This is a genomic window from Acidobacteriota bacterium (genome assembly GCA_009838525.1).
In the GTDB taxonomy this organism is placed as follows: Bacteria; Acidobacteriota; Vicinamibacteria; order Vicinamibacterales; family UBA8438; genus VXRJ01.
Map to the genome: position 1 here is coordinate 74,557 of VXRJ01000031.1, position 19,574 is coordinate 94,130.

The following is a 19,574-nucleotide window of genomic DNA, read 5'->3' on the forward strand; positions in this document are numbered from 1 at the left end:
GCGCTGGCATGACGCTGCTTCGCTTCGTTACGGCGGAAGCGTGGTACGAGTTGCGCGCCGGCTGCCGGGGCCCGCTCATCCCGATCGTGTTTGTCGGGTTGATTGGCTATGTGATCCTGATCCTGCTGAACGCGGACTATCTGCGTGACCTGGGGGCGACCGACGTGCCCCGCAACAGCCCTCACCTGATCTACCTGATGGTGAGCGGACAAGCGGTCTGGATTCTGTTCGTCTGGGCCTGGGTTTTCGGGCAGGTGATCGTCCGCGACCAGACCGCCGGTCTGCACGAAGTGGTGCTGTCGGCGCCGGTTTCTCTTGCGGCGCTGCTCACGGGCCGTTACCTCGGCGCGCTGGTCCTCGCCAGCCTGCTGCCCCTTGCCACAGCAATGGGCTTCCTGCTCGTCCCACTCCTCGGCGCCGTCGGACTGATCCCCGCGGACACGGTGGGGCCGCCACCGTATTTCGCCATCGGTCACTCGCTTCTCATCTTTACCGTGCCTTCCGCCATCGGGCTGGGCGCCCTCTTCCTCTGCGCGGCGATCTGGGCCCGTGGAGTCGCGGGGCCGTTCGCACTCGCGGCAGTGCTGATGCTGATCTGGATGGTGGCAATGGTCGCGGTGCGCGGCGGCGACGGGAGCCCGGTGGTGGCGACGCTCCTCGATCCGTCCGCGTACGCCGAGGCGGAAGAGCAGACCAACCTCTGGACGCCGCGCGAGAAGGCAGTCGGCGTCATGCAGATGACGACCCCGCTGTTGGCTAACCGTTTGATCTGGACGTTGCCGCCTCTGCTCGTGCTGGGTCTCGTGCTGCGCCGCGTGGACCGCGAGCGGCTGGCGCTCGAACGGGCGCCCGCGGTGCGGGGACCGGGCGGAGACGCGTACCAGAAGGGAGCGGCGGGCCCGGATTCCGACACCCCACGGCTCGGCGTCCCGGGCCGGCCGTCGTGGCTCGGCGCCACGTGGAGCGAAGCGGCCTGGCACTTCGGCCTCTCGTTCCGCGGCTGGGGGACGCCCCTCGCCCTGGTCATGCTGGCGACGTTGGGAGTGGGCGGTGCGTTCGTCCATGTCGTCCTCCACGCCGACGGACCCATGCTCCCCCGCCCCGATCTCATCGATCCGTTGATGGTCGAGTTCTTCTACCTGATTATCGCGTTCATGGTGGCCGCGTTCGTCGGCGTCATGGCGCGCCGGGACGACCGTCCCGGCTACGGCGAGATCGCCGACGCCACTCCGGCCCCGCTTGGCAGCCGTGTGGCGGGCCGTGCGCTCGCCGCCGCTGCGGTCACCTCCCTGTTCGCCCTGACGCCTGCGGTCTCCGTGTGGATCGTGAGCGCCCTCGTGGTCCCTGACTCCTTCAGCCTGGTCGACCCGCCGCTCCACTTCGGCCTCGTGCTCGCGCCGGCGGCGCTGGAACTGTGCGCGCTGGTGCTGCTTGCGCACGCGCTGATTCGCCACGCCGGCGCCGCGCACGCGGCCGCCATCATCTGCGCGTTCTTCATCGTGATCAATCATGAACTGAGCGTGACGAGTTATCCGCCGGTGGAAATCGGCGTACCGGCGGACATCACGCTGTCGGAGTTCTCCGGCTGGGCGCCCTGGCTGGGCTACGTACTAACCGCCGACCTTTTCAAGCTGGCCGTCGCCGCCGCGATCATTGCGCTGGCCTGGCTCGCGTGGCCGCGCGGCACCGCGCTTACGGTACCCGTCCGCTGGCGCGCCGGCGTGGGTAGGGTGGCGGGCGGCGCCGGCGCGCTGGGAACAGCCGCCGTCCTGCTGGCGATAGGACTCCACACCGTGTTGTACGAACAGCTCGTGACGCTGGGCGGGTACCAATCCGCGGCGGCGGCGACGGCGGACGACGCAGCCTGGGAGACGCGCTGGTGGACCGCCGCATCACCGTTCTCGGTGGCGGGTGGAGAAGTGGACATAGCGGTCGATCCAGCCGGGCGCGTTGCGACGGCGCACTGGCGGCTCGACGATGTCCGGTCGCTTTCGGGCACCCTGCACGGTTCGCTGCCGGACGGCGCCGAAATCCGCGCCGCAACGGTGAACGGTCGCGAGGCGTCGGTGACGGTCGCATTCGACCACTTCGCGCTGCCGCTCGACGCTTGCGATCCTGCGGCCAATAACTGCACGGTGGAACTGGCAGTCGCCGCCCGCGGCGAAGGCTGGTCGGCCGAGGGAGAAACCCCCTGGCTGCACCCCTCTGGTGTGTGGCTCCGCGCCGCCGACCTGCTGCCGACGCTTGGCCACGATGCCGATCGGTTGGTGCGCGCGCCCCAGGAACGCCGGACGAACGGCCTGGACCCTGTCCCCGGCGACTCTCCGTCCGACGCGCTGGCGTCGGCAGCCGGAGTGGCGCCGGCGGGCGACTGGCGCTGGACGGTGACCTTTGCCGCGGAGAGCAACGACCCGCCTCGTTCGGCGGGCACGCAGACCACGACGTCGGGCAGCACGCGCGGCCCCCTGGACTTCGCCGCCGCGTGGTGGCCGGGTTCGCCGTTGGAAACCACCCGCGATGACGTGATCGCACTGCACGGGCCGACCCGTACAAGCGACGTGGACGGCGTTCTCGACGACGTGACGGCGATGCGCGCCTGCGTCGCCTCCACCCTCGGGCGTACGCCGGTCGTGCGCACGGTGCTGCAGGCCCCGCGCGAGCGCGGGGCGACCGCCCTCTACGGCGACCTGCTGTGGCTGCCCGAGCACGAGGGGTGGGACATCGCGGGAGAGGCCTTCGGCCGTTGGCAGCGCCGCGCGACGATCGCTGCCGCGCTGGCGGCGCGCCAGATAGCCGACGGAGCCAATCTCCGAAAGGAGCCCGGCGAGGACTGGCTGCGAGTCGGCGTCCCCGGCTGGGTCGGCCTGGAATGCGTCCGGCAAGAGGACGGGGTCGACTCCTGGCTCGCCCTGCAGGAGCGCGCCAGCGACCAGATCGTCGAGGCGTTCGGCGCGCTGGACGCTCCCGCCATTGGCGTCGCGGCGGCCGGTGACGCGCCGTGGGTACGGGAGTACACGCCGCTGGCGACGGTTGGCTGGGTCGAATCTGTCGGGGACTCCGAGGCGGTTGAGGCGGTCGACGCGGTGGTCGCAGGGGTTCGGGCCGGGGCGCCGCTGGCCGACGCCCTGACGGACGTCGTCGGCGCCGCTACCGCCGAGGCGCTCCTCGGACCGCCCGCATCCTCGGACGTCCTGGTCGCGCAGGCGGACCGCACGCTCAACATAGGGGGCCAGCGCTGGCTCTGGCGGGACGGCGGCTGGGAGCCGCTTTCGACATCCATCCACGTGACGCAGCGCTTCGACGACGGCAGCGACAGCCGGCGGATCGGTCCGGTGCCGACGACGGTGGACCCGGACGCTCCGTTCACGCTGATCGACGCCTGGCCCTCATTCGAGCGGACACCGACCGACAACGTCTGGCGGGGCGGGGGAAACGACTGATGGACAAGGGTGCTATCGCCTGGTTCGCGCGGAATCCGGTGGCGGCGAACCTGATGATGGTCCTCATCATCGTGAGCGGCATCATCGCTGCCACCTCGGTCAAGGAAGAGGTCATGCCGGAGCTCGAGCTCGACTGGATCAGCATCCAGGTGCCCTACCTGGGCGCGGCGCCGGAAGAGGTCGAGGAAGGTGTCGTCATCCGCGTCGAAGAGGCTATCCAGGGTATCGACGGCATCAAGGCGATCCAGTCCACCGCATCAGAGGGCAGCGCGTCGGTCATGGCCGAGCTCGAGCTCGGCGCGGACGCCCGCCGCGTGGCGGACGAAATCAAGAACAACGTCGACGCGATAACGACGTTCCCGATCGAGACGGAGGAGCCCATCATCCGGGAGCTGCTCGTCCGCAGCCGGGTCACCGGCATCGCCATCTCCGGCGCCGCCGACGTGTTCGCCCTGAAGGCGCTGGCCGAGCGGGTGCGCGACGAGTTGGTCGCACTGCCGGAAATCACGCAGATCGAGGTGGTGAGCGCGCCCCCGTACGAGATCTCAATCGAAGTCTCCGAGGCCGACCTGCGGAGGCACGGCATGACCTTCGATCAGGTCGCCAACGCCGTGCGCCGATCGTCACTGGACCTGCCCGGCGGATCGGTCCGCACCGACGGCGGCGAAATCCTGCTGCGCACGATCGGCCAGGCCTATCGCGGCGCCGAGTACGAGGACCTCGTGCTCTGGACCCGGCCCGACGGCAGCCGACTGCGGCTCGGTGACGTGGCGACGGTGGTCGATGGCTTCGCCGAGACCGATCAGCACGCTCGCTTCGACTACGAGCCGATGGTGCTCGTGACGGTGTTCCGGACCGGTGAGCAGAGCGCTCTCGAAATCTCGGAGGCGGTCGAACACTATGTCGATAGTGCGCAGACCCGGCTGCCGGAAGGTGTTTCCCTGACGATCTGGCTGAACGAGGCGGAAGTGCTGACCGACCGCCTGGGCTTCATGCTGCGCACCGGGGCCAGCGGCTTCGTGCTGGTCTTCCTCGTGCTGGCCCTCTTCCTGGAACTGCGGCTCGCATTCTGGGTCAGCCTCGGCATCCCGATCTCGTTCCTCGGGGCGATCGCCCTGATGCCCGGGCTCGACGTCTCGGCCAACGTCATCTCGCTGTTCGCCTTCACCCTGGTGCTGGGCATCGTGGTCGACGACGCGATCATCGTCGGCGAGAACATCTACCGGCACCAGGAGGAGCACGGCAAGGGACTGCGAGGCAGCATCGAGGGCGCCAGGGAAATCGCCAAGCCGGTCATCTTCGCGGTCCTCACCACGGTGGCCGCGTTCATGCCGATGATGTTCGTCCCCGGCATGATGGGCAAGGTCTTCCGCGTCATTCCGTTCGTCGTGATCCCGTGCCTGCTCTTCTCGCTGCTCGAGTCGCTCGGCATTCTGCCCGCCCACCTGTCGCACATCCCCCGGCGCGGCCGGGCCGGTCCGTGGCGCCGCTTCCAGAGCCTCTTCTCCAACGGCCTGAAGCTGTTCGTCAGCAAGGTCTACACGCCGGTTCTCGAGACCGCCCTGCAGTGGCGGTACGTGACCGTAGCGGTTGGTCTCTCCACTCTCATCCTGACCGGCGGCCTGGTGCTCGGGGGCCTCCTCAACTTCCAGTTCTTCCCGTCCATCGAAACCGATTTCATGACGGCAAGGGTGACGTTGCCGCAGGGCACTCCCGTCGAGGTAACAAACCGCGCCGTCGCCAGGCTCGAGGAGAGCGCCGCTCGAGTGCGTACCCAACTGCAGCAGGAGACGGGTATCGACTACGTCCGCCACGTGTCGGCCACGATTGGCGATCAGCCGCTGGTCGGGGCCGGCGATGTTCCGACCGGCCCGACCGAGAGCCTCGCCGGCTCCAACGTGGGCGAGGTGACGGTCGAGCTGTTGCCGGCGGAGACGCGTACCTTCACGAGCGAGCAACTCGGCAACCTCTGGCGGGACGCCACCGGCCCGATTCCGGAGGCGGTCGAGGTCAACTATTCCATGTCGATCATGGACCCCGGCGACGACGTGGACGTACAGCTTGCCGGGTCGGACATCGACCAGTTGCGGGCCGCCGCCGACGCGGTCAAGGCGCGCCTGGCCGAGTACGCCGGCCTCTACGAGATCTCGGATTCCTTCCGCGCCGGCAAGGAGGAGATGCAGCTCGGGATCAAGCCGGCGGCCGAGACGCTCGGCCTCACCCTGCAGGATCTCGGCCGCCAGGTCCGTCAGGCCTTCTACGGCGAGGAAGCCCAGCGCATCCAGCGCGGGCGCGACGACATCCGCGTGATGGTGCGGTACCCCCAGGACGATCGCCGGTCCCTCGGCAACCTGGAAGACATGCGCATCCGCACCCCGAACGGCGGCGAGGTGCCCTTCAGCCAGGTCGCGGAGGTGCAACCGGGACGGGGCTTCGCGTCGATCAAGCGCATCGACCGGAATCGGGCCGTCAACGTGACCGCCACGATCGACCCGGCCACGACGTCGGCCGCCGCCGTCATCGCAGACTTGGAGAGCCGCGTCCTGCCGGAGGTCCTGGCCGGTTACCCGGGAGTGTTCTACACGTTCGAGGGCGCCCAGGCGGAGCAGACGGAGACGGTCGGGGGCCTGCAACGCGGGTTCATCCTCGCCGTGCTGATGATCTTCGCCCTCCTCGCGATCCCCCTGCGCTCGTACGTGCAGCCGCTCATCATCATGGCCGCCATCCCGTTTGGTCTCGTGGGCGCCATCTGGGGACACATCGTCATGGGACTCGACGTGACGATGATGTCGATGTTCGGACTCGTGGCCCTGACCGGCGTGGTCGTCAACGACAGCCTCGTCATGGTCGACTTCATCAACCGCGCACGGAGCGTGCACACCGACGTCGGCCGCCGTGTTCGCGCCGCAGGCGGCAACCAGCCGGACCGCCACGAGTTCGAGTCCAGCGGGCTGCAGCTCGCGATCCGCGAGGCGGGCAGCAACCGGTTCCGGCCCATTCTGCTCACGTCCCTGACGACGTTCTTCGGGCTGGCCCCGCTGATGATGGAGCGTAGCGTGCAGGCGGCGTTCCTGGTGCCGATGGCGGTGTCGCTCGCCTTCGGAGTGCTGTTCGCCACGTTCATCACGCTGATTCTGGTGCCGGTCGCGTACCTGATCCTGGATGATCTGCAGCGGTTACTACGTCGGGTATTTAGATCGCGGGAACCGGTCGAGCCGCTGCCGTCGTCGACGGCGGTTCCCCAGGGCGCGGGCGGCTCGACCTAGTCCTGGTCGCGGATCAGGACGTCAGGACCCGTGCGTGGGCCAGACTGCCAGCGAAGGTCCGGCGCACCGGCGGAATGAACGACAGGAGCCAATAGAAGCGTAGCCGGTGGGGGAAGGGATCCGCGTAAGTCTGCACGGTGACCGGGTCAAGGTTCGGAATCGACCTGAGGAAGCCCGGAAGGTCGTCGACGCTAATGCCCCAGGGCATCGGCGGCGCGGTGTAGAGCTTGGTGACTTTCGCTCCGTTGAGGGTGCGCCGGGAAGCGAACGGCGGGATTGCGTCGAAGAAGATCTCCGCTCCGGGAAAGCGCTCGGCGATGCGGCTGAGTAGCGCACGCACGTCGTTCTCGGTGAAGTACATCAACACCCCCCCTGCCGTGATGAACGGTGGCGCGCCGGCCGGGACGGTGCCCATCCAGGCCGGATCGAGCGCGGATCCGGCAACCAGCGAAGCGCGCGGATGTGACGGCAGGAGTCGCTGGCGCACGTGGATCAGCTCGGGCAGATCCACGGTGATCCAGCGTACACGCTGGTCGTCGATTCTCCAGAGCTGGTGGTCCAGTCCTTCACCAAGCCCAACGACAACCGGTTCGTCTTGGGTCCGGGAAAGGTAGTCGCGAATCAGATCGTCGCCCACGCGCGCGCGAATCGAATGAAACGCGCTCGGCCGCCCGAAATGCCCCCTGAAGTCGTAGTCAATGCGGTCCACGAGCTCCGCCGCCATCGGGTCTTCGACCAGGCGGTCGGCGCGCGACATATCCATCGCGCGATTCCAGAGCGGCCAGAGCGCCGTCTCCGGCACGCCGGACAGGTCGATCGCGGTTGGGGGTGACGCTCCGCCGGTCGGGGCCGAGCTACTCACTCGCGCGCCTCGCCGGAGGCGCCGCAGGCAGGCGACAGCAGCGGCGTGAGCGGTGCTCCGAACCTGGCCCGACCGTCAGCCGTCGCTCCGGCTGCCATGAGCACGACCGGCAGTTCCGCCAAGACCAGACGTGATGCGGACGCTTTCCCCATCTCACCCGCAATCTCGAACCAGAGATCCAGGGGGCCGGGAGCGGGTTTGCCGCCGGCCGCTTCAACAGCGCGGGTCAATTCTGCCCGATCCACCACGCCGTCGTCATCGGCATCCGCCCGACCGAGATGGAACAGCACGATCCGGGTCCAGTGCCTGGCGATGTTGTTCCGTATGAACTCGTCGAGGATCTCCCGGCGGGTCACGCGGCGATCCCCGTTGTGGTCGAACGAGGCGAATCTTGCCTCCTGAAGATCGCTCACGTTCTCCTCGTTCGTGTCGGCGCCGGGATCGGGTACGAACAGCGCGTATTCGCGGGGATCGAGCGCGCCGTCGCCGTCGACGTCGCCGTGCATGCGCCGCTCGACCTGGTGCTGCAGGCTCTGCCACAGACCCGCGCCCACCTCGCCCGGCTCGACGAAGCCGTCGGCGTCGAAATCCAGCTCCATGACCCTCGCAGGCGAAGCCGTCCGGCTGCAGGCCCGTCCGACTGCTCGACGACAAGCCCCAGCGGGACGTCGAGGTGGATGCCGATGTCCCGGATGTCCGGCGACCGGAACATGTCGCGCGGCTTGTCCAGCGTTCCGGCCAGTTCCTTGTCGACCGCAGCATAGTCGCCAATCATGTGGCACTCGACGCAACGGCCCCGATCCAGCTCTACCTCGCGCATTCGCTGCATGTCGCGAGGGAAGAGAGGCGCCGGGCGCGGAGAGGCCGGCCGCTCGCCGGCAGCCCAACGCTCGTGTTCCGCCAGACCCGCCTCGAGAGCGAGCGCGAAGCTGTCGAGATCGAGATACGAATCGGCGGACACCGCATCGCGGCCGCCGTAACGCAGGTAGATCTGCTCGTCCGGGCTGACGATGAAGAAGTAGATGGCGTTGTGCCGGTCGAAGTCGTAAAGTCCGACGTCGATACCGACCAGGTTGACGATGCGCGCGCGTACGAAGCGCTGCAGCAGGCGACCCCGCTCGGAGTCTATCGGTGACAGCACAACCTGTGCGTCAAATCTTCTGCCGCTGATTCAAGGCGCGCACCGGAACTCGACCAACAGGGGCTGCCCGGTCTCCTGCGCCAGGGCGAGCGCTGCCTCGTAGTCGTCGAGCCACTCCAGCGTGTCGCTGTCGGCCGATTGTCCGCCAGCCGCGGCGCTTCCTGCCGCGATCAGCCATACGAACAGACAGGCCGCGGCGACGCTGCCTGGCGTCGTTGCTCTCGGGCCGGACCGTCCCGGCAGTCTTGGTTCTTGCATGTGACCCTCAAACGTATGCCAACGAATCTTGCTCCCGCCCCTTAGCGAGGCTGCTACACTGCGAGCGGGAGGGTATCGCCACGCGTGCTCTGTGTGGCCGGTCCCAAAGGACCAGACGCTCGACCATGCCCGCCGCGTGCTGCCATAAACGGCGGGCGCCTTGCTATTGCTCCTGGACTTGCATCAGCACCCACTCGGAGAGGCGTTCGTCCGGCAGCAGGGCTTGATGGGCCATCCGGTACTCCAATCCCTCCAGTCGTTCTCGGATGCCGACCTCGATACCGCCGTAGGACAGGAGGAGCGGCACGATCAACACCGACTTCCCCTCCTGCACGCCGCCCTCGACAACGGCACGCAGTTCCGTGGTGGCTTGGTCTCGTACTTCCTCCGATGCATCGTCACGGACCGTGAGGTATTCGATGCGGCTGAATTGCGTCTGCGGACGCATCCGCTCCACCAAAGCGCCCATGTTCTCCAGCCAGAGGTAATTGTCCTCATCCGAACCCGGACCGTGCGCAACCACCACAACGACTTCCTCGTCCGGCCGCTCGCTGATCTCCGAAGCGCGTGAGAGCAGCATCTCGGCGACCAGCGCGTGATCGTCCAGCGCCGTCGCCAGCGAGATCGGCGTCGTTGTCTCGATCGGCGTTGTCCAGTCGCCGCCGGGCTCCTCGCTGGATCCAGCGGCGGACATGCGGGCCGCCATTCCTGCGAAGGCCTCCAGTTCGGGCGGCGCATCGTCGCGATGCCCCAACAGGTACTCGGTGGCCCGCATGACGCTGCTGTGGGACGAGACAAACAGCGGAACCGCGACGATCTCCGTGACTTCCCGTTCCGCCAGGCGGGCCACGGCGTCCTCGATCGTGCGCTTGTTCGCCATCCCGAAAGCCACCTCGACCGGATGATTCGAGTCGACGTTCGAGGCCACCCGGAGAACTTCCGCGTTCCACTCGTCGCGTCCCCCGTGAGCCAGCAACAGAATGCCCTGGGCCTCAACGATGCCGGGGAACAGCAGCGCAACCGACAATGCCAGCAGTAACGAGGTTCGAAGCCGATGCGTCATGCCGTTCTCTTGTTGCTGGGCACTCCCCACGCGTTGTCGGCCGGTCCGCAAGAGTGAACGTCTTGGGAGTGGGACTCAGTCTCAACACAAGAATCCTACACGTCGGCGGGGCCCTTCGTCAACATGTGGCCGACGGCGTCCGTCGATGACGATGCCATGCCCGTCGACACGCTGATGGCCCACGCCGCTCCGGACGTCTGCTTCCTCCACTGTTTGCCCGCCCACCGGGGCGAAGAGGTTGCCGACCGGGTAATGGACAGCCCGGCGTCGGTTGCCTTCGATCAGGCCGAGAAGCGCCTTCACACCCAGGAGGTGCTCCGAGTCATGCTCTTTGAGGGCCAGGTGCTTGACGCCGGCTCGCCCTTGCCTCTTCAATAGGGGGATGGCTTCGCCGAAGCGAACCGCGGCAGTGGCTGTGGGGCTTCTCGTCGTGCTCGCGTCGTTGGGCGCCGCGCTCCATGAACACGACGCCGACCTGCGGGCCGCCGGTCACGTGGACTGCGACGCCTGCCACTTCCGGCACCTGTCGGGCATCACGCCGGACGTCACGCCCGCGCCGTCCGCGCCGGACCTCGTCACCCGCGCCGTGGCAGCCGCCCGCCCGGACGGCGAACGCCCCGCGGCTCTCGGCATCCTTCCGACTCGCGGCCCGCCCGCGTAGCCTCCCCGTCGCACTCCGCTGCGACATTTCGTACTCGCGCCAGTCGGCGGTCGTCGGACTCGGCGCCGACGACGGGCGCGGATGCCAGTCCCGACATCGGGGCTCCCGTAGTCAACGCTCGAAATGGAGGAACGCTGAAATGTCAGGTCTTTGCAGAGTACAGCTCGCTTCCCGATGGATTGTGGTCACCGGCGTGCTGGCGGTTTGCACCGCCGGCCCGGCAACCGGCGCGGCACAGGCTCAGGATGCCGCCGGCCAGCCCTTCAGGGCGGGCGAGCCGCTGGACCTGTCGCCGAACGCCAGGACCTACGGCGGCTTTCGCTTCGCCGAGAGCATGGCCTACGACGAGGCCCGCGACCTGTACGTTGCCGTCAACGCCGGGATTGCCCAGGACATCATGCCGAACGACGGCTACATCTCGCTGATCAACCCCGACGGCAGCGCTCACACGCTGAAGTGGATCGGGGTCGACCGGAACGGCCTGACGCTGAACCACCCGCTCGGCAGTGACATCGTCAACGGCCTGCTCTACGTGGCAGACATCAACGTAGTGCGCTGGTTCGACATGGAGAGCGGCGAGCCGCGGGGCAGCGTCACCGTTGAGGACGCGCAGCGCTTCAACGACATCGAGGTCGCCGAGGACGGCACCATCTGGGCCACGCAGACGGGGACCGAAGAGAGTGGCACCTGGCGCGTATACCGGATCGGACCCGGCGGAGACGCGTCGGTCGTCGTCGAGGGAGCGCCGTTGGCCCGGCCCAACGGCATCGCCTTCGACCCGGACGGGAACATCGTGGTGGTGAACATCAACGACAACGCGGTGCTCACGTTCTCACCGGACGGCGAGCTCGTGAGAACCGAGCGCGCGGTGGACGGCGGCAACGACGGGCTGGTCATCCTGGACGACGGCACGAAGTACGTCTCCAGCGTCAGGATCGGCACGGTCTCGCGCATCCGGCCGGGACAGACGGCCGAGGTCATAGCTTCCGGCATACCGAGTGCCGCTTCGATGGCTTACGACTCGAAGCGGAACCGGCTGCTCATCCCGATGAACAACTGGAACGCCATCACCATCGTCGAGCTCGACTGAAGAGGCCGACAAGCTCACCCCAGCGAGCACGACAGATAATCCGGAGCCCCTGAACCTGATGAAGACGAGTCGGCCGCCAGCTTTCGCAGCGCTACTGGTGACGTGCGCCCTGCTGTCGGCCGGCTTCGTCTCGGTCGCTCACGAACATGAAGACGAGGACTCCAGCGGCCACAATCATCACTGCACAATCTGCTGCCTCCAGGACCACTCTCCCGTAACGACAACGACGGCAGCCTCGTGCTGGGGGCCGCCGCCGACGGCCCGCCCGGCTGCGTTGGGCCTCCGGCGGGGCGGCTGGGTCGCTGCGCTTTCCACCCAGGCGACGCGCGGACCTCCCGCATAACACCTCCCCCATTACGTCAATGGCTCGGCCGCTCCCCCCGGATCGTCCGAGTCGTCGAGATCGGCTGGATTCTTGGTCGCCGCGCGCGTGCGGCGGCCCCGGGAGGAGATGTTTCATGCGTATTGGTCGCCAGGCCGCAACCGCGGCCCTTGCCTTGAGTGCCTTGCTAGCCGCCGGACCGTTGAGCCCGGTTCCGGCGTTCGGGTCCGTTGAGCCCGGCTCGATCCAGGAAGAGACCGGGTCGATTCGGGGAACGGTCGTGGCCGAGGACGGCGGTGCGCCGCTTCCGGCCGCGCTCGTTGTTCTGGACGGCACCGCAATGTCGGCTACTTCGGGAGCGGACGGCACGTTCGCCATCGATGGAGTTCCCGCCGGCACCTACGGGCTGACCGTAACGCGGGAAGCCTTCGCGCCGCTCACGTCGCCGGTGACGGTGGTGGCCGGACAACCGGTGCTTCTTGATCTGCGGCTTCCGGTGCTCCAGTTCGAGGAGAGCGTCGTGGTGACCGCGACGCAGACCGAACGGGCGGTCAGCGAGGTCGCGGCCAGCGTCACGATTCTCGACGCGGAGACGATCGAGGCGTCGTCGGCCCGCAACCTGCAGGACCTCCTCCGCAGGACGCCCGCCATCGATCTGGCGGAGACGTCCGGCATGGCCGCCCGCGCCAACTCGTCGCTCGTCATGCGCGGCGTCCCCGGGACCAAGCGGGCCCTGCTCCTGGTGGACGGGCTGCCGGCCAACGATCTGGGCATCGGCACCCTGGCTGCGCTGAGCCTCGTGCCACTGGAATCCGTGGAGCAGGCCGAGGTGGTCCGCGGGCCGTTCTCCAGCCTCTACGGCGCCAACGCCTTCGCCGGCGCTATCAACGCCATCACGCGACCGGGCGAGGGCCCGCCGGCCGCCGACTTCTTCGCGAGCGGCGGCGCCGCCGGCTACTACCACTTCGGAACGTCCGTGCGCGGCGAATCAGGCCCCGTCGCCTACGCGTTCACCACGGATCGACGCAAGATCGACAACGTCTACAACCGCGACAGCCGCAGCGTTCCCCGCTTCGCCGAAGACGGCAGCCTGCAACCGGAGGAAGTTCCGCTTAGCAACGTCGGGTACGAGGACGTGCGGATGACCGGCCGGTTGGACTTCTCCGTCACCGACGGCTGGGACGTGACGCTGCTGCCGCGGATCTCCCGCTACGAAACGGGCCTCGACCTGTCGGCCCGGTTGCCGGTCGCGGTCGAGGAGCACAAGCGCGACACCGCCGTCAACCTGGGTGGCATCATCCGTTACACCGGAGCCGGCGCGCTGACGGCGCAGATCCGGACGAGCTACCGCTACTCGAACCAGCGTCTCTCTCAGGAGAACTTCACCCTCGCCCCGACGCGGCAGACGACCATCGTCGATCCGCCCGGACCAGCCATCAGGGAGTCAGTGACGCACGGCGTGTTTCCGTTCGCGGCGCTCACCGGACAGGACACCGACTTCCGCAGCGTGCTCGTCGAGCCGCAACTGACCTGGGCTCCGAATCTCGCTCACACCGTCGTCCTCGGGGCAAGCTACACGGGCGAGCGCGGGTCCTTCGGCGACAGTATCATCGCCGACCGCGCCAACCTGCTCGGATCCGACCAGACCCTCGCGCGAGTGGCCGCGGGCATTCAGGCCGGCATGGCGGCGGGCGGCGTGCCCAACCCGACCGTGACGCTGGTCCGCGATCCGGTGATCGGCGACGTCTTTCCCCTGTCGCACGGACAACGCGAACGGTTCGACATCTTCTCGGCGTACGTGCAGGACGAGTGGGTGTTGGCCGACAAGCTGCGGCTGGTCCCCGGCCTGCGCTACGACCGGCACTCGGAGTTCGGGGCGGTCGGCTCTCCGAAGGTTTCGCTGCTGTACGCCCTGACGCCGACGACTCGAGTGCGCACGTCCGCCGGCCGCGCCTTTCGTGCCCCGAGCCTGTTCGAGTTGTTCGGTAACGTCGTTTTCCACGGCCCCATTCCCGGATTGCCCAACCCGGACCTGGAACCCGAGCACATCACCTCGTTCGACGGCGGGATTCAGCATGAAGTCGGTCGCGCTCTCCGAACGGAGATGAACATCTTTCACAACGACATGACCGATCTCATCCAACTCGTGATCTCGCCGCAACGCGACCACTTCGACTGGGTGAACGTCGCGGACGCGCGCTCGACCGGCCTGGAGCTGGTGGCGAACGGGCAGGCATCCTCATGGCTGGGCTACTACGCCAACTACGCGTACACGGACAGCGAGGACCTGGCGACCGGCAACCCGCTGGCGCTGGTGCCGCAGCACAAGGTCAATGCAGGAATCCAGTTGGGCGCGGCGCTCGGCTCATGGCGCCTGACCGGTTCCGTCGATCAGCGCTGGGTCGGCGAGCGGACCCAGAGCTCGCAGGGCGTCCCCGTCCTGCTTGACGAGTACGCGCGCACCGACCTGGCGGTCTACCTGCACCCGAACGACGACCTGCGCGTGGGCGTACACGTGCTGAACGTGATGGACGCCGACTACCAGGAAACGGCAGCGAGCCCGACGCTCGGCCGTCTGGTTTCGGTGAGCCTGACGGTAACGCCCTTCTAGCGATCTGCGCTCCGGAAGTGCTGACGCAGAAGACGCACTAGCAGATGGAGGGAAACCCGATGACGCCCCACGACGAGCCAACAAGAGTACGGACGGTGCGGTCGCGGCTAGCGCACCTGTGGTCCCATCGCAAGCGAATCGCGGCGGCGGTGCTCGCGGTGACGGTGCTTTGGAGCGGCTTCGCCGCCTACCAGCGCTATCTCGCGGTCACCGAGGTCGCTTTCGTCAACTTCCCTGGTTTCCAGCTCGCCCGCATCGAGCGCGCGCGACGGAGCGGGGCGGTACGGGTCGAGTCGCTGGATCTGGCGTCCCTGGACCGAGCCGTGAACTATCCGGTCGTCTACGTGTTTGGACGCGGCCTGCAGCTCGACGAGACGCAACTCGAGGAATTGCGTGAAGCCGACCGTCAGGGCGTGCGCCTGTTCGTGCAGGGAGCCACGAACCCGGCTCTCGACGTCACGAACCTCCGCGGCGGGCAGCTCGACGCGGCCAACGGCTACCTCGAGTTCGGAGGCGCCGAGAACTACGCGCGCCTCCTCAACTTCTCGCGGGTGGAGCTCGACGGCAAGTCCTTTCGCTCGGAGGACGTGGAGCCGCCGGTCGAGCGTTCCATGGACGTGCTGTTCCACCTGGACGACGACCTGACGTTCGAGTCCGTCGACGCGTTCGATGCCTACTACGACGCGCAGGGGCTGGCGAAGGCGGGCGCCCCGAATATCGCCCTGATCACGAGCGTGCCCGGCCCCTTCAACGCCAACCGGGACCACGTCGACGCGTTCATCCGCGCGCTCGAAGCCCGGGAGTGGAACGTCTACCCGATGGCCAGCGCCGAGAAACGCCTCGACTTTCTCCGCCGCATCGACCCCGACCTCGTGGTGCTGATGCCGCATGGCCGGCTCACCCTGGGCCGCGCCGACGAGGCGATCGCGTGGCTGCGCGAGCGCAATATCCCGATGCTGACGCCCGTGTCGGTGTTCGAGAACCACGACGACTGGGTTACCGACCAGCAGGGCATGGCCGGCGCCATGCTGACCATGAGCGTCGTGCTGCCGGAGCTCGACGGCGGCATGGTGCCCTACGCGGTGGCGGCGCAGTTCACCGACGCGGACGGCTACGAGATTTTCGACGCGCTGCCGGAGCGGCTCGACACCTTCTGCGATCTCGTCGAGCGCTGGCTGGCCCTGAAGGCCAAGCCCAACCGTGACAAGCGGGTGGCCATCTACTACTACAAGGGGCCCGGCAAGAACGCCATGAACGCCGGCAGCATGGAGGTCGCGCCGAGCCTGCTGAACCTGCTCCGCTCGCTGCGCGACGCGGGCTACACGGTCGACGGACTCCCCGAGACGGACGACGAGTTCTGGGAGCTCGTTCAGACGAAGGGGCCAGTGCTCGGACCGTACGCGCGCGGCGCGTTCGAGGAGTTCCTGACCAACGGGGATCCCGCCCTGGTGCCGGCCAGCGCGTACGCCGCGTGGCTGGACGCGGACCTCGAGCCCGGCATGCGCGACGCCGTCGTCGAGCAGTACGGCCCCGCTCCCGGCGAGTACATGACCGTCGGCGAGGGCGGGGAGGCCGCACTGGCGGTGGCCCGTGTGCAGTTCGGCAACGTCGCAATCCTGCCGCAACCTCTGCCGGGCGTCGGCGACGACACGTTCCGGCTGGTGCATGGCGCGCGGAAGGCGCCGCCCCATCCCTACGTGGCCTCCTACCTGTGGACCCGGAACGCGTTCGAGGCCGACGCCGTCATGCATTTCGGCACCCACGGCAGCCTGGAGTTCACACCGTGGAAGCAGATCGCCTTGTCGGCCTTCGACTGGTCGGACGCGCTCGTCGGCGGGCTCCCCCACGTCTACGTCTACGTCATGAGCAACGTCGGCGAGGGGATCATCGCCAAGCGGCGTTCCTACGCGGCCACGGTGACGCACCTGACGCCGCCATTCATGGAGGGCGGGCTATACGAGGGGTTGCGCCCGCTGCGGGACCGGCTCAACAGCTACCGCAACGCCGCCGACGGCCCGGTCCGGGCGGAGCACGCGCGCACGATCCAGCGGCTGGCGACCGAGTTGAGCCTGCACGTGGATCTCGGCCTCGACCCTGACGCGACGTGGTCGGCGGACGACATGTTCCGTCTCAGCAACCACGTCGAGACCATCGACGGCGAGAAGGTCGCACAGGGGCTCTACACCCTCGGGAACGCCTTCGCGGCGGAAGAGATCGACGCGACGGCGGAGCTGATGGCGATCGATCCGATCGCCTACGCCCTCGCCCGCATCGATAGGGTCAAGGGAGCGGTCGAGGCGGACGAGCTGGAGGACGAGGCGCTCTTCGACCGCCGCTATCGCCAGCGCGCGCGCAACGCCTATGCGCGGCGCGTAGCGGGCGAGGCGGGTGGAGCGGTGCTCTCCGACTTGGTGGCGGACGCCGACGTGCGGCACGCCCACGCCTGGCGGGAAGCGGCGCGGCGGCCGTCGGACGACGACATCATCCGTGGCTTCATCTCGATGGGGACAGGTTCCCGCGCCCGACCGGACGCGACGGTATCGCAAGCCCGCGCCGGCGAGCTCGAGGACCTCGTGGCGCGAATCCTGCCGCATCCACAAAAGGCGGAGTTCGTCGAGCGGCTGCAATCGGAGCAGGAGTTCGCGCGTACGTCCCAACTGCTGGATCCCGTGCAGCGCGAGCGCGCGAAGACCATCGCCGCGGTCATCCCCCCGATGGCCGAGGCCATCGAGATCGCCGAAGACCCGGACGTGTTCGCCCTGCTCGAGGTGATGCAGGACGACGCGCTCCGCGAGCGGACCTTCGCCCTGCTCGAGGATCCGGGACTCGTCGACCGCGTCGAGGAGGAGAAGCGCCGGCTCGCTGCCGAGCGGCTCGCGTTCGCTCTCGATACGCCGCAGGTTGGGGCTCTTGAGCGAGCATGGGACCACGAATCGTCCGGCGAGCTGGTGACGGCCCCCCGCGAGGACATCGAACAGGCGGTCTCGGCGGCGGCCTTCTACCGGGAGCACCGCGCGGCGCTCGGCGGCCAGCTTCGGGGCCTCGACACGCCAGCGGCGGATCGCGTGCGGAAGGTTCTGGAAGACCCGGCGTTCGATCGGCGTCTCGACGTCGCGGTTGACGCCGCCGGTATCGAACTGGCGGAACGCGACGCCCGCGACGCGGAACTCGCCCGGGCGGTCCTGACGCTGGAAGCCAGCGTCAACGGCATCGACCGGCACCGGGAGGGCCTGCGCGACAGCTCGGACCTCGAGCTGGAGAGCGTCGCGCGCGCCCTCGCCGGCGGCTACGTCGAGCCGTCGCCGGGAGGTGACCCGATCGTCAATCCGGACGCTGTCCCCACCGGGCGCAACCTCTTCTCGATTGACGCCGAGAAGACGCCTTCGGAGGAGGCGTGGGCGGTGGGACGCGGGCTGGCGGAAGCGCTCCTCGACGAGCACCGGCGCCGCCACGACGCCTATCCGAGGAAGGTCGCGTTTACCCTCTGGCCGAGCGACTTCATCGGCACCGAGGGCGCCACCATCGGACAGATCTTCTACCTGCTCGGCGTCGAGCCGGTCTGGGACGCGTTCGGGCGAGTCGCGGACCTGCGGCTGATTCCCTCGGCCGACCTCGGCCGGCCCCGTATCGACGTGGTCGTCCAGACCGCCGGCCAGCTCCGGGACCTCGCCGCCTCTCGCCTCGCGCTGATCAACCGTGCGGTGGCGATGGCGGCCGAGGCGCGCGACGCGGACGCGCACACCAACTTCGTCCAGGCGGGCCGTCTGCGCGCCGAGGAAGTGATGAAGGAGAAGGGCCTGTCGCCCGCCGACGCACGTCGGTACTCCACCCTGCGGGTCTTCGGCGGCGTGAACGGCAACTACGGGACCGCCATCATGGAGATGGTCGAGCAAGGCGACCGGTGGGAAGACGACGCCGAGGTGGCCGGCCAGTACCTGCGCAACATGGGCGCGGTCTACGACGAGGGCGAACTCTGGAGCTTCTACGCCGACGGCATCTTCGAGGCGGCGCTCGCCGACACCGAGATCGTCGTGCAGCCGCGGGAGAGCCATACCTGGGGCGCGCTCAGCCTCGACCACGTCTACGAGTTCATGGGCGGGCTGAGCATGGCCGTCCGCCACGTAACGGGCAGGGACGCGGACGCCTACTTCAACGACTTCCGCAACGCGCAACGGCCGCGCGTAACGGACCTCAACGAAACGGTCTGGACCGAGGCGCGGTCGACGCTGCTGAACCCGGCCTACATCGGCGAGTTGCAGGAGGGCGGCGCCTCGTCGGCCGAGCAGTTCGCCGAGACGTTCCGCAACACCTATGGCTGGAACGTGATGAAGCCGGCCGCCATCGACGATTCGCTCTGGAACGAACTGTACGACGTGTACGTCGACGACCGCTACGACATAGGAATTGAGGCGTTCTTCCGACGCGAGAACCCGTATGCCCTGCAGGAAATGACGGCGGTGATGCTCGAGACCGTGCGCAAGGGCTATTGGGACGCCTCGCCGCAACAGATCGCGGCGCTGGCCGAGCTACACACCCGCCTGGTGGAGGAGTTCGAGGCCGGCTGCAGCGGGTTCGTCTGCGATAACGCGGCCCTGGCCTCGTTCATCGCCGAGCAGGCCCCGCCGGACCTCGCGGCGAGCTACCGGAGCGAGCTGCAGCGGGCGCTGACGTCGAGCGTCGAGTTGACCGAGGCGAGCGTCGTCCTGTCGGAGCAGGAGACGGAAACGCGTCCGGCCGACGCGTCGGCGAGCCCGCCGCCCGCGCGACGCCTGGCCTACCTGGGCGCGGCCATCGTCGTCGGTCTGCTCGCGATCGCGCTGCTCGTCCTGCGGCGCCGGAGCACGACCTGACACGGGCGTA

11 protein-coding genes are annotated in these 19,574 nt (G+C 68.3%); 7 read left to right on the plus strand and 4 right to left on the minus strand.

Translation table 11 applies throughout. From position 1 onward, the window contains the following. Nucleotides 1-8: 8 nt before the first annotated feature. Both F4Y45_13195 and F4Y45_13200 read left to right on the plus strand, forming a co-directional pair. On the plus strand, nt 9-3,440 hold the full coding sequence (locus F4Y45_13195; protein ID MXY25456.1) for an ABC transporter permease: 3,432 nt from the start codon (nt 9-11) through the stop codon (nt 3,438-3,440). Continuing rightward, nucleotides 3,440-6,706, plus strand: a complete 3,267-nt coding sequence (locus F4Y45_13200; protein ID MXY25457.1) for an efflux RND transporter permease subunit — start codon at nt 3,440-3,442, stop codon at nt 6,704-6,706. Before F4Y45_13195 ends, F4Y45_13200 begins: the two co-directional genes overlap by 1 nt. Before the next feature lie 13 nt (nt 6,707-6,719). Here the strand turns inward: F4Y45_13200 and F4Y45_13205 are convergent, their stop codons facing one another. The 4 genes from F4Y45_13205 to F4Y45_13220 all read right to left on the minus strand — a co-directional run bounded on the left by F4Y45_13205 (nt 6,720) and on the right by F4Y45_13220 (nt 10,030). Then, nucleotides 6,720-7,568, minus strand: coding sequence for a class I SAM-dependent methyltransferase (locus tag F4Y45_13205; GenBank protein ID MXY25458.1), 849 nt, complete (start codon nt 7,566-7,568; stop codon nt 6,720-6,722). After that, a complete protein-coding gene (locus tag F4Y45_13210; GenBank protein MXY25459.1) occupies nt 7,565-8,167 on the minus strand; it encodes a hypothetical protein in 603 nt (200 codons plus the stop codon). Before F4Y45_13210 ends, F4Y45_13205 begins: the two co-directional genes overlap by 4 nt. Before the next feature lie 572 nt (nt 8,168-8,739). Further along, the gene (locus tag F4Y45_13215) at nt 8,740-8,967 is read right to left on the minus strand and encodes a hypothetical protein (protein ID MXY25460.1); all 228 of its coding nucleotides are present in this window, start codon (nt 8,965-8,967) and stop codon (nt 8,740-8,742) included. 163 nt (nt 8,968-9,130) lie between these two features. Beyond that, complete coding sequence (locus F4Y45_13220; protein MXY25461.1) at nt 9,131-10,030, minus strand: hypothetical protein; 900 nt, start codon at nt 10,028-10,030, stop codon at nt 9,131-9,133. Nucleotides 10,031-10,153: 123 nt separating this feature from the next. Here F4Y45_13220 and F4Y45_13225 point away from each other — a divergent pair, with 123 nt between their 5' ends. The 5 genes from F4Y45_13225 (at nt 10,154) to F4Y45_13245 (ending at nt 19,564) form a co-directional block, all read left to right on the plus strand. Further along, nucleotides 10,154-10,408 carry a hypothetical protein gene (locus F4Y45_13225; GenBank protein ID MXY25462.1) on the plus strand — a complete coding sequence of 85 codons (255 nt, stop codon included), beginning with the start codon at nt 10,154-10,156 and terminating at the stop codon, nt 10,406-10,408. A gap of 4 nt (nt 10,409-10,412) precedes the next feature. After that, entirely contained in the window at nt 10,413-10,691 is a 279-nt protein-coding gene (locus tag F4Y45_13230) for a hypothetical protein (GenBank protein MXY25463.1), read from the plus strand. Nucleotides 10,692-10,830: 139 nt separating this feature from the next. Then, nucleotides 10,831-11,781, plus strand: coding sequence for a gluconolaconase (locus F4Y45_13235; GenBank protein MXY25464.1), 951 nt, complete (start codon nt 10,831-10,833; stop codon nt 11,779-11,781). Nucleotides 11,782-12,143: 362 nt separating this feature from the next. Continuing rightward, nucleotides 12,144-14,714: a TonB-dependent receptor gene (locus tag F4Y45_13240; protein ID MXY25465.1), complete on the plus strand. Its 2,571-nt coding sequence runs from the start codon at nt 12,144-12,146 to the stop codon at nt 14,712-14,714. Between the two features lie 44 nt (nt 14,715-14,758). Further along, on the plus strand, nt 14,759-19,564 hold the full coding sequence (locus F4Y45_13245) for a cobaltochelatase subunit CobN (protein MXY25466.1): 4,806 nt from the start codon (nt 14,759-14,761) through the stop codon (nt 19,562-19,564). The last annotated feature ends 10 nt before the right edge of the window (nt 19,565-19,574 follow it).

Coding starts and splice junctions, on each gene's coding strand:
- F4Y45_13195 (MXY25456.1), top strand. CDS start 9: ATGACGCTGCTTCGCTTCGTTACGGCGGAAGCGTGGTACGAGTTGCGC.
- F4Y45_13200 (MXY25457.1), top strand. CDS start 3,440: ATGGACAAGGGTGCTATCGCCTGGTTCGCGCGGAATCCGGTGGCGGCG.
- F4Y45_13210 (MXY25459.1), bottom strand. CDS start 8,167: ATGGAGCTGGATTTCGACGCCGACGGCTTCGTCGAGCCGGGCGAGGTG.
- F4Y45_13215 (MXY25460.1), bottom strand. CDS start 8,967: ATGCAAGAACCAAGACTGCCGGGACGGTCCGGCCCGAGAGCAACGACG.
- F4Y45_13220 (MXY25461.1), bottom strand. CDS start 10,030: ATGACGCATCGGCTTCGAACCTCGTTACTGCTGGCATTGTCGGTTGCG.
- F4Y45_13225 (MXY25462.1), top strand. CDS start 10,154: ATGTGGCCGACGGCGTCCGTCGATGACGATGCCATGCCCGTCGACACG.
- F4Y45_13230 (MXY25463.1), top strand. CDS start 10,413: ATGGCTTCGCCGAAGCGAACCGCGGCAGTGGCTGTGGGGCTTCTCGTC.
- F4Y45_13235 (MXY25464.1), top strand. CDS start 10,831: ATGTCAGGTCTTTGCAGAGTACAGCTCGCTTCCCGATGGATTGTGGTC.
- F4Y45_13240 (MXY25465.1), top strand. CDS start 12,144: ATGGCTCGGCCGCTCCCCCCGGATCGTCCGAGTCGTCGAGATCGGCTG.
- F4Y45_13245 (MXY25466.1), top strand. CDS start 14,759: ATGGAGGGAAACCCGATGACGCCCCACGACGAGCCAACAAGAGTACGG.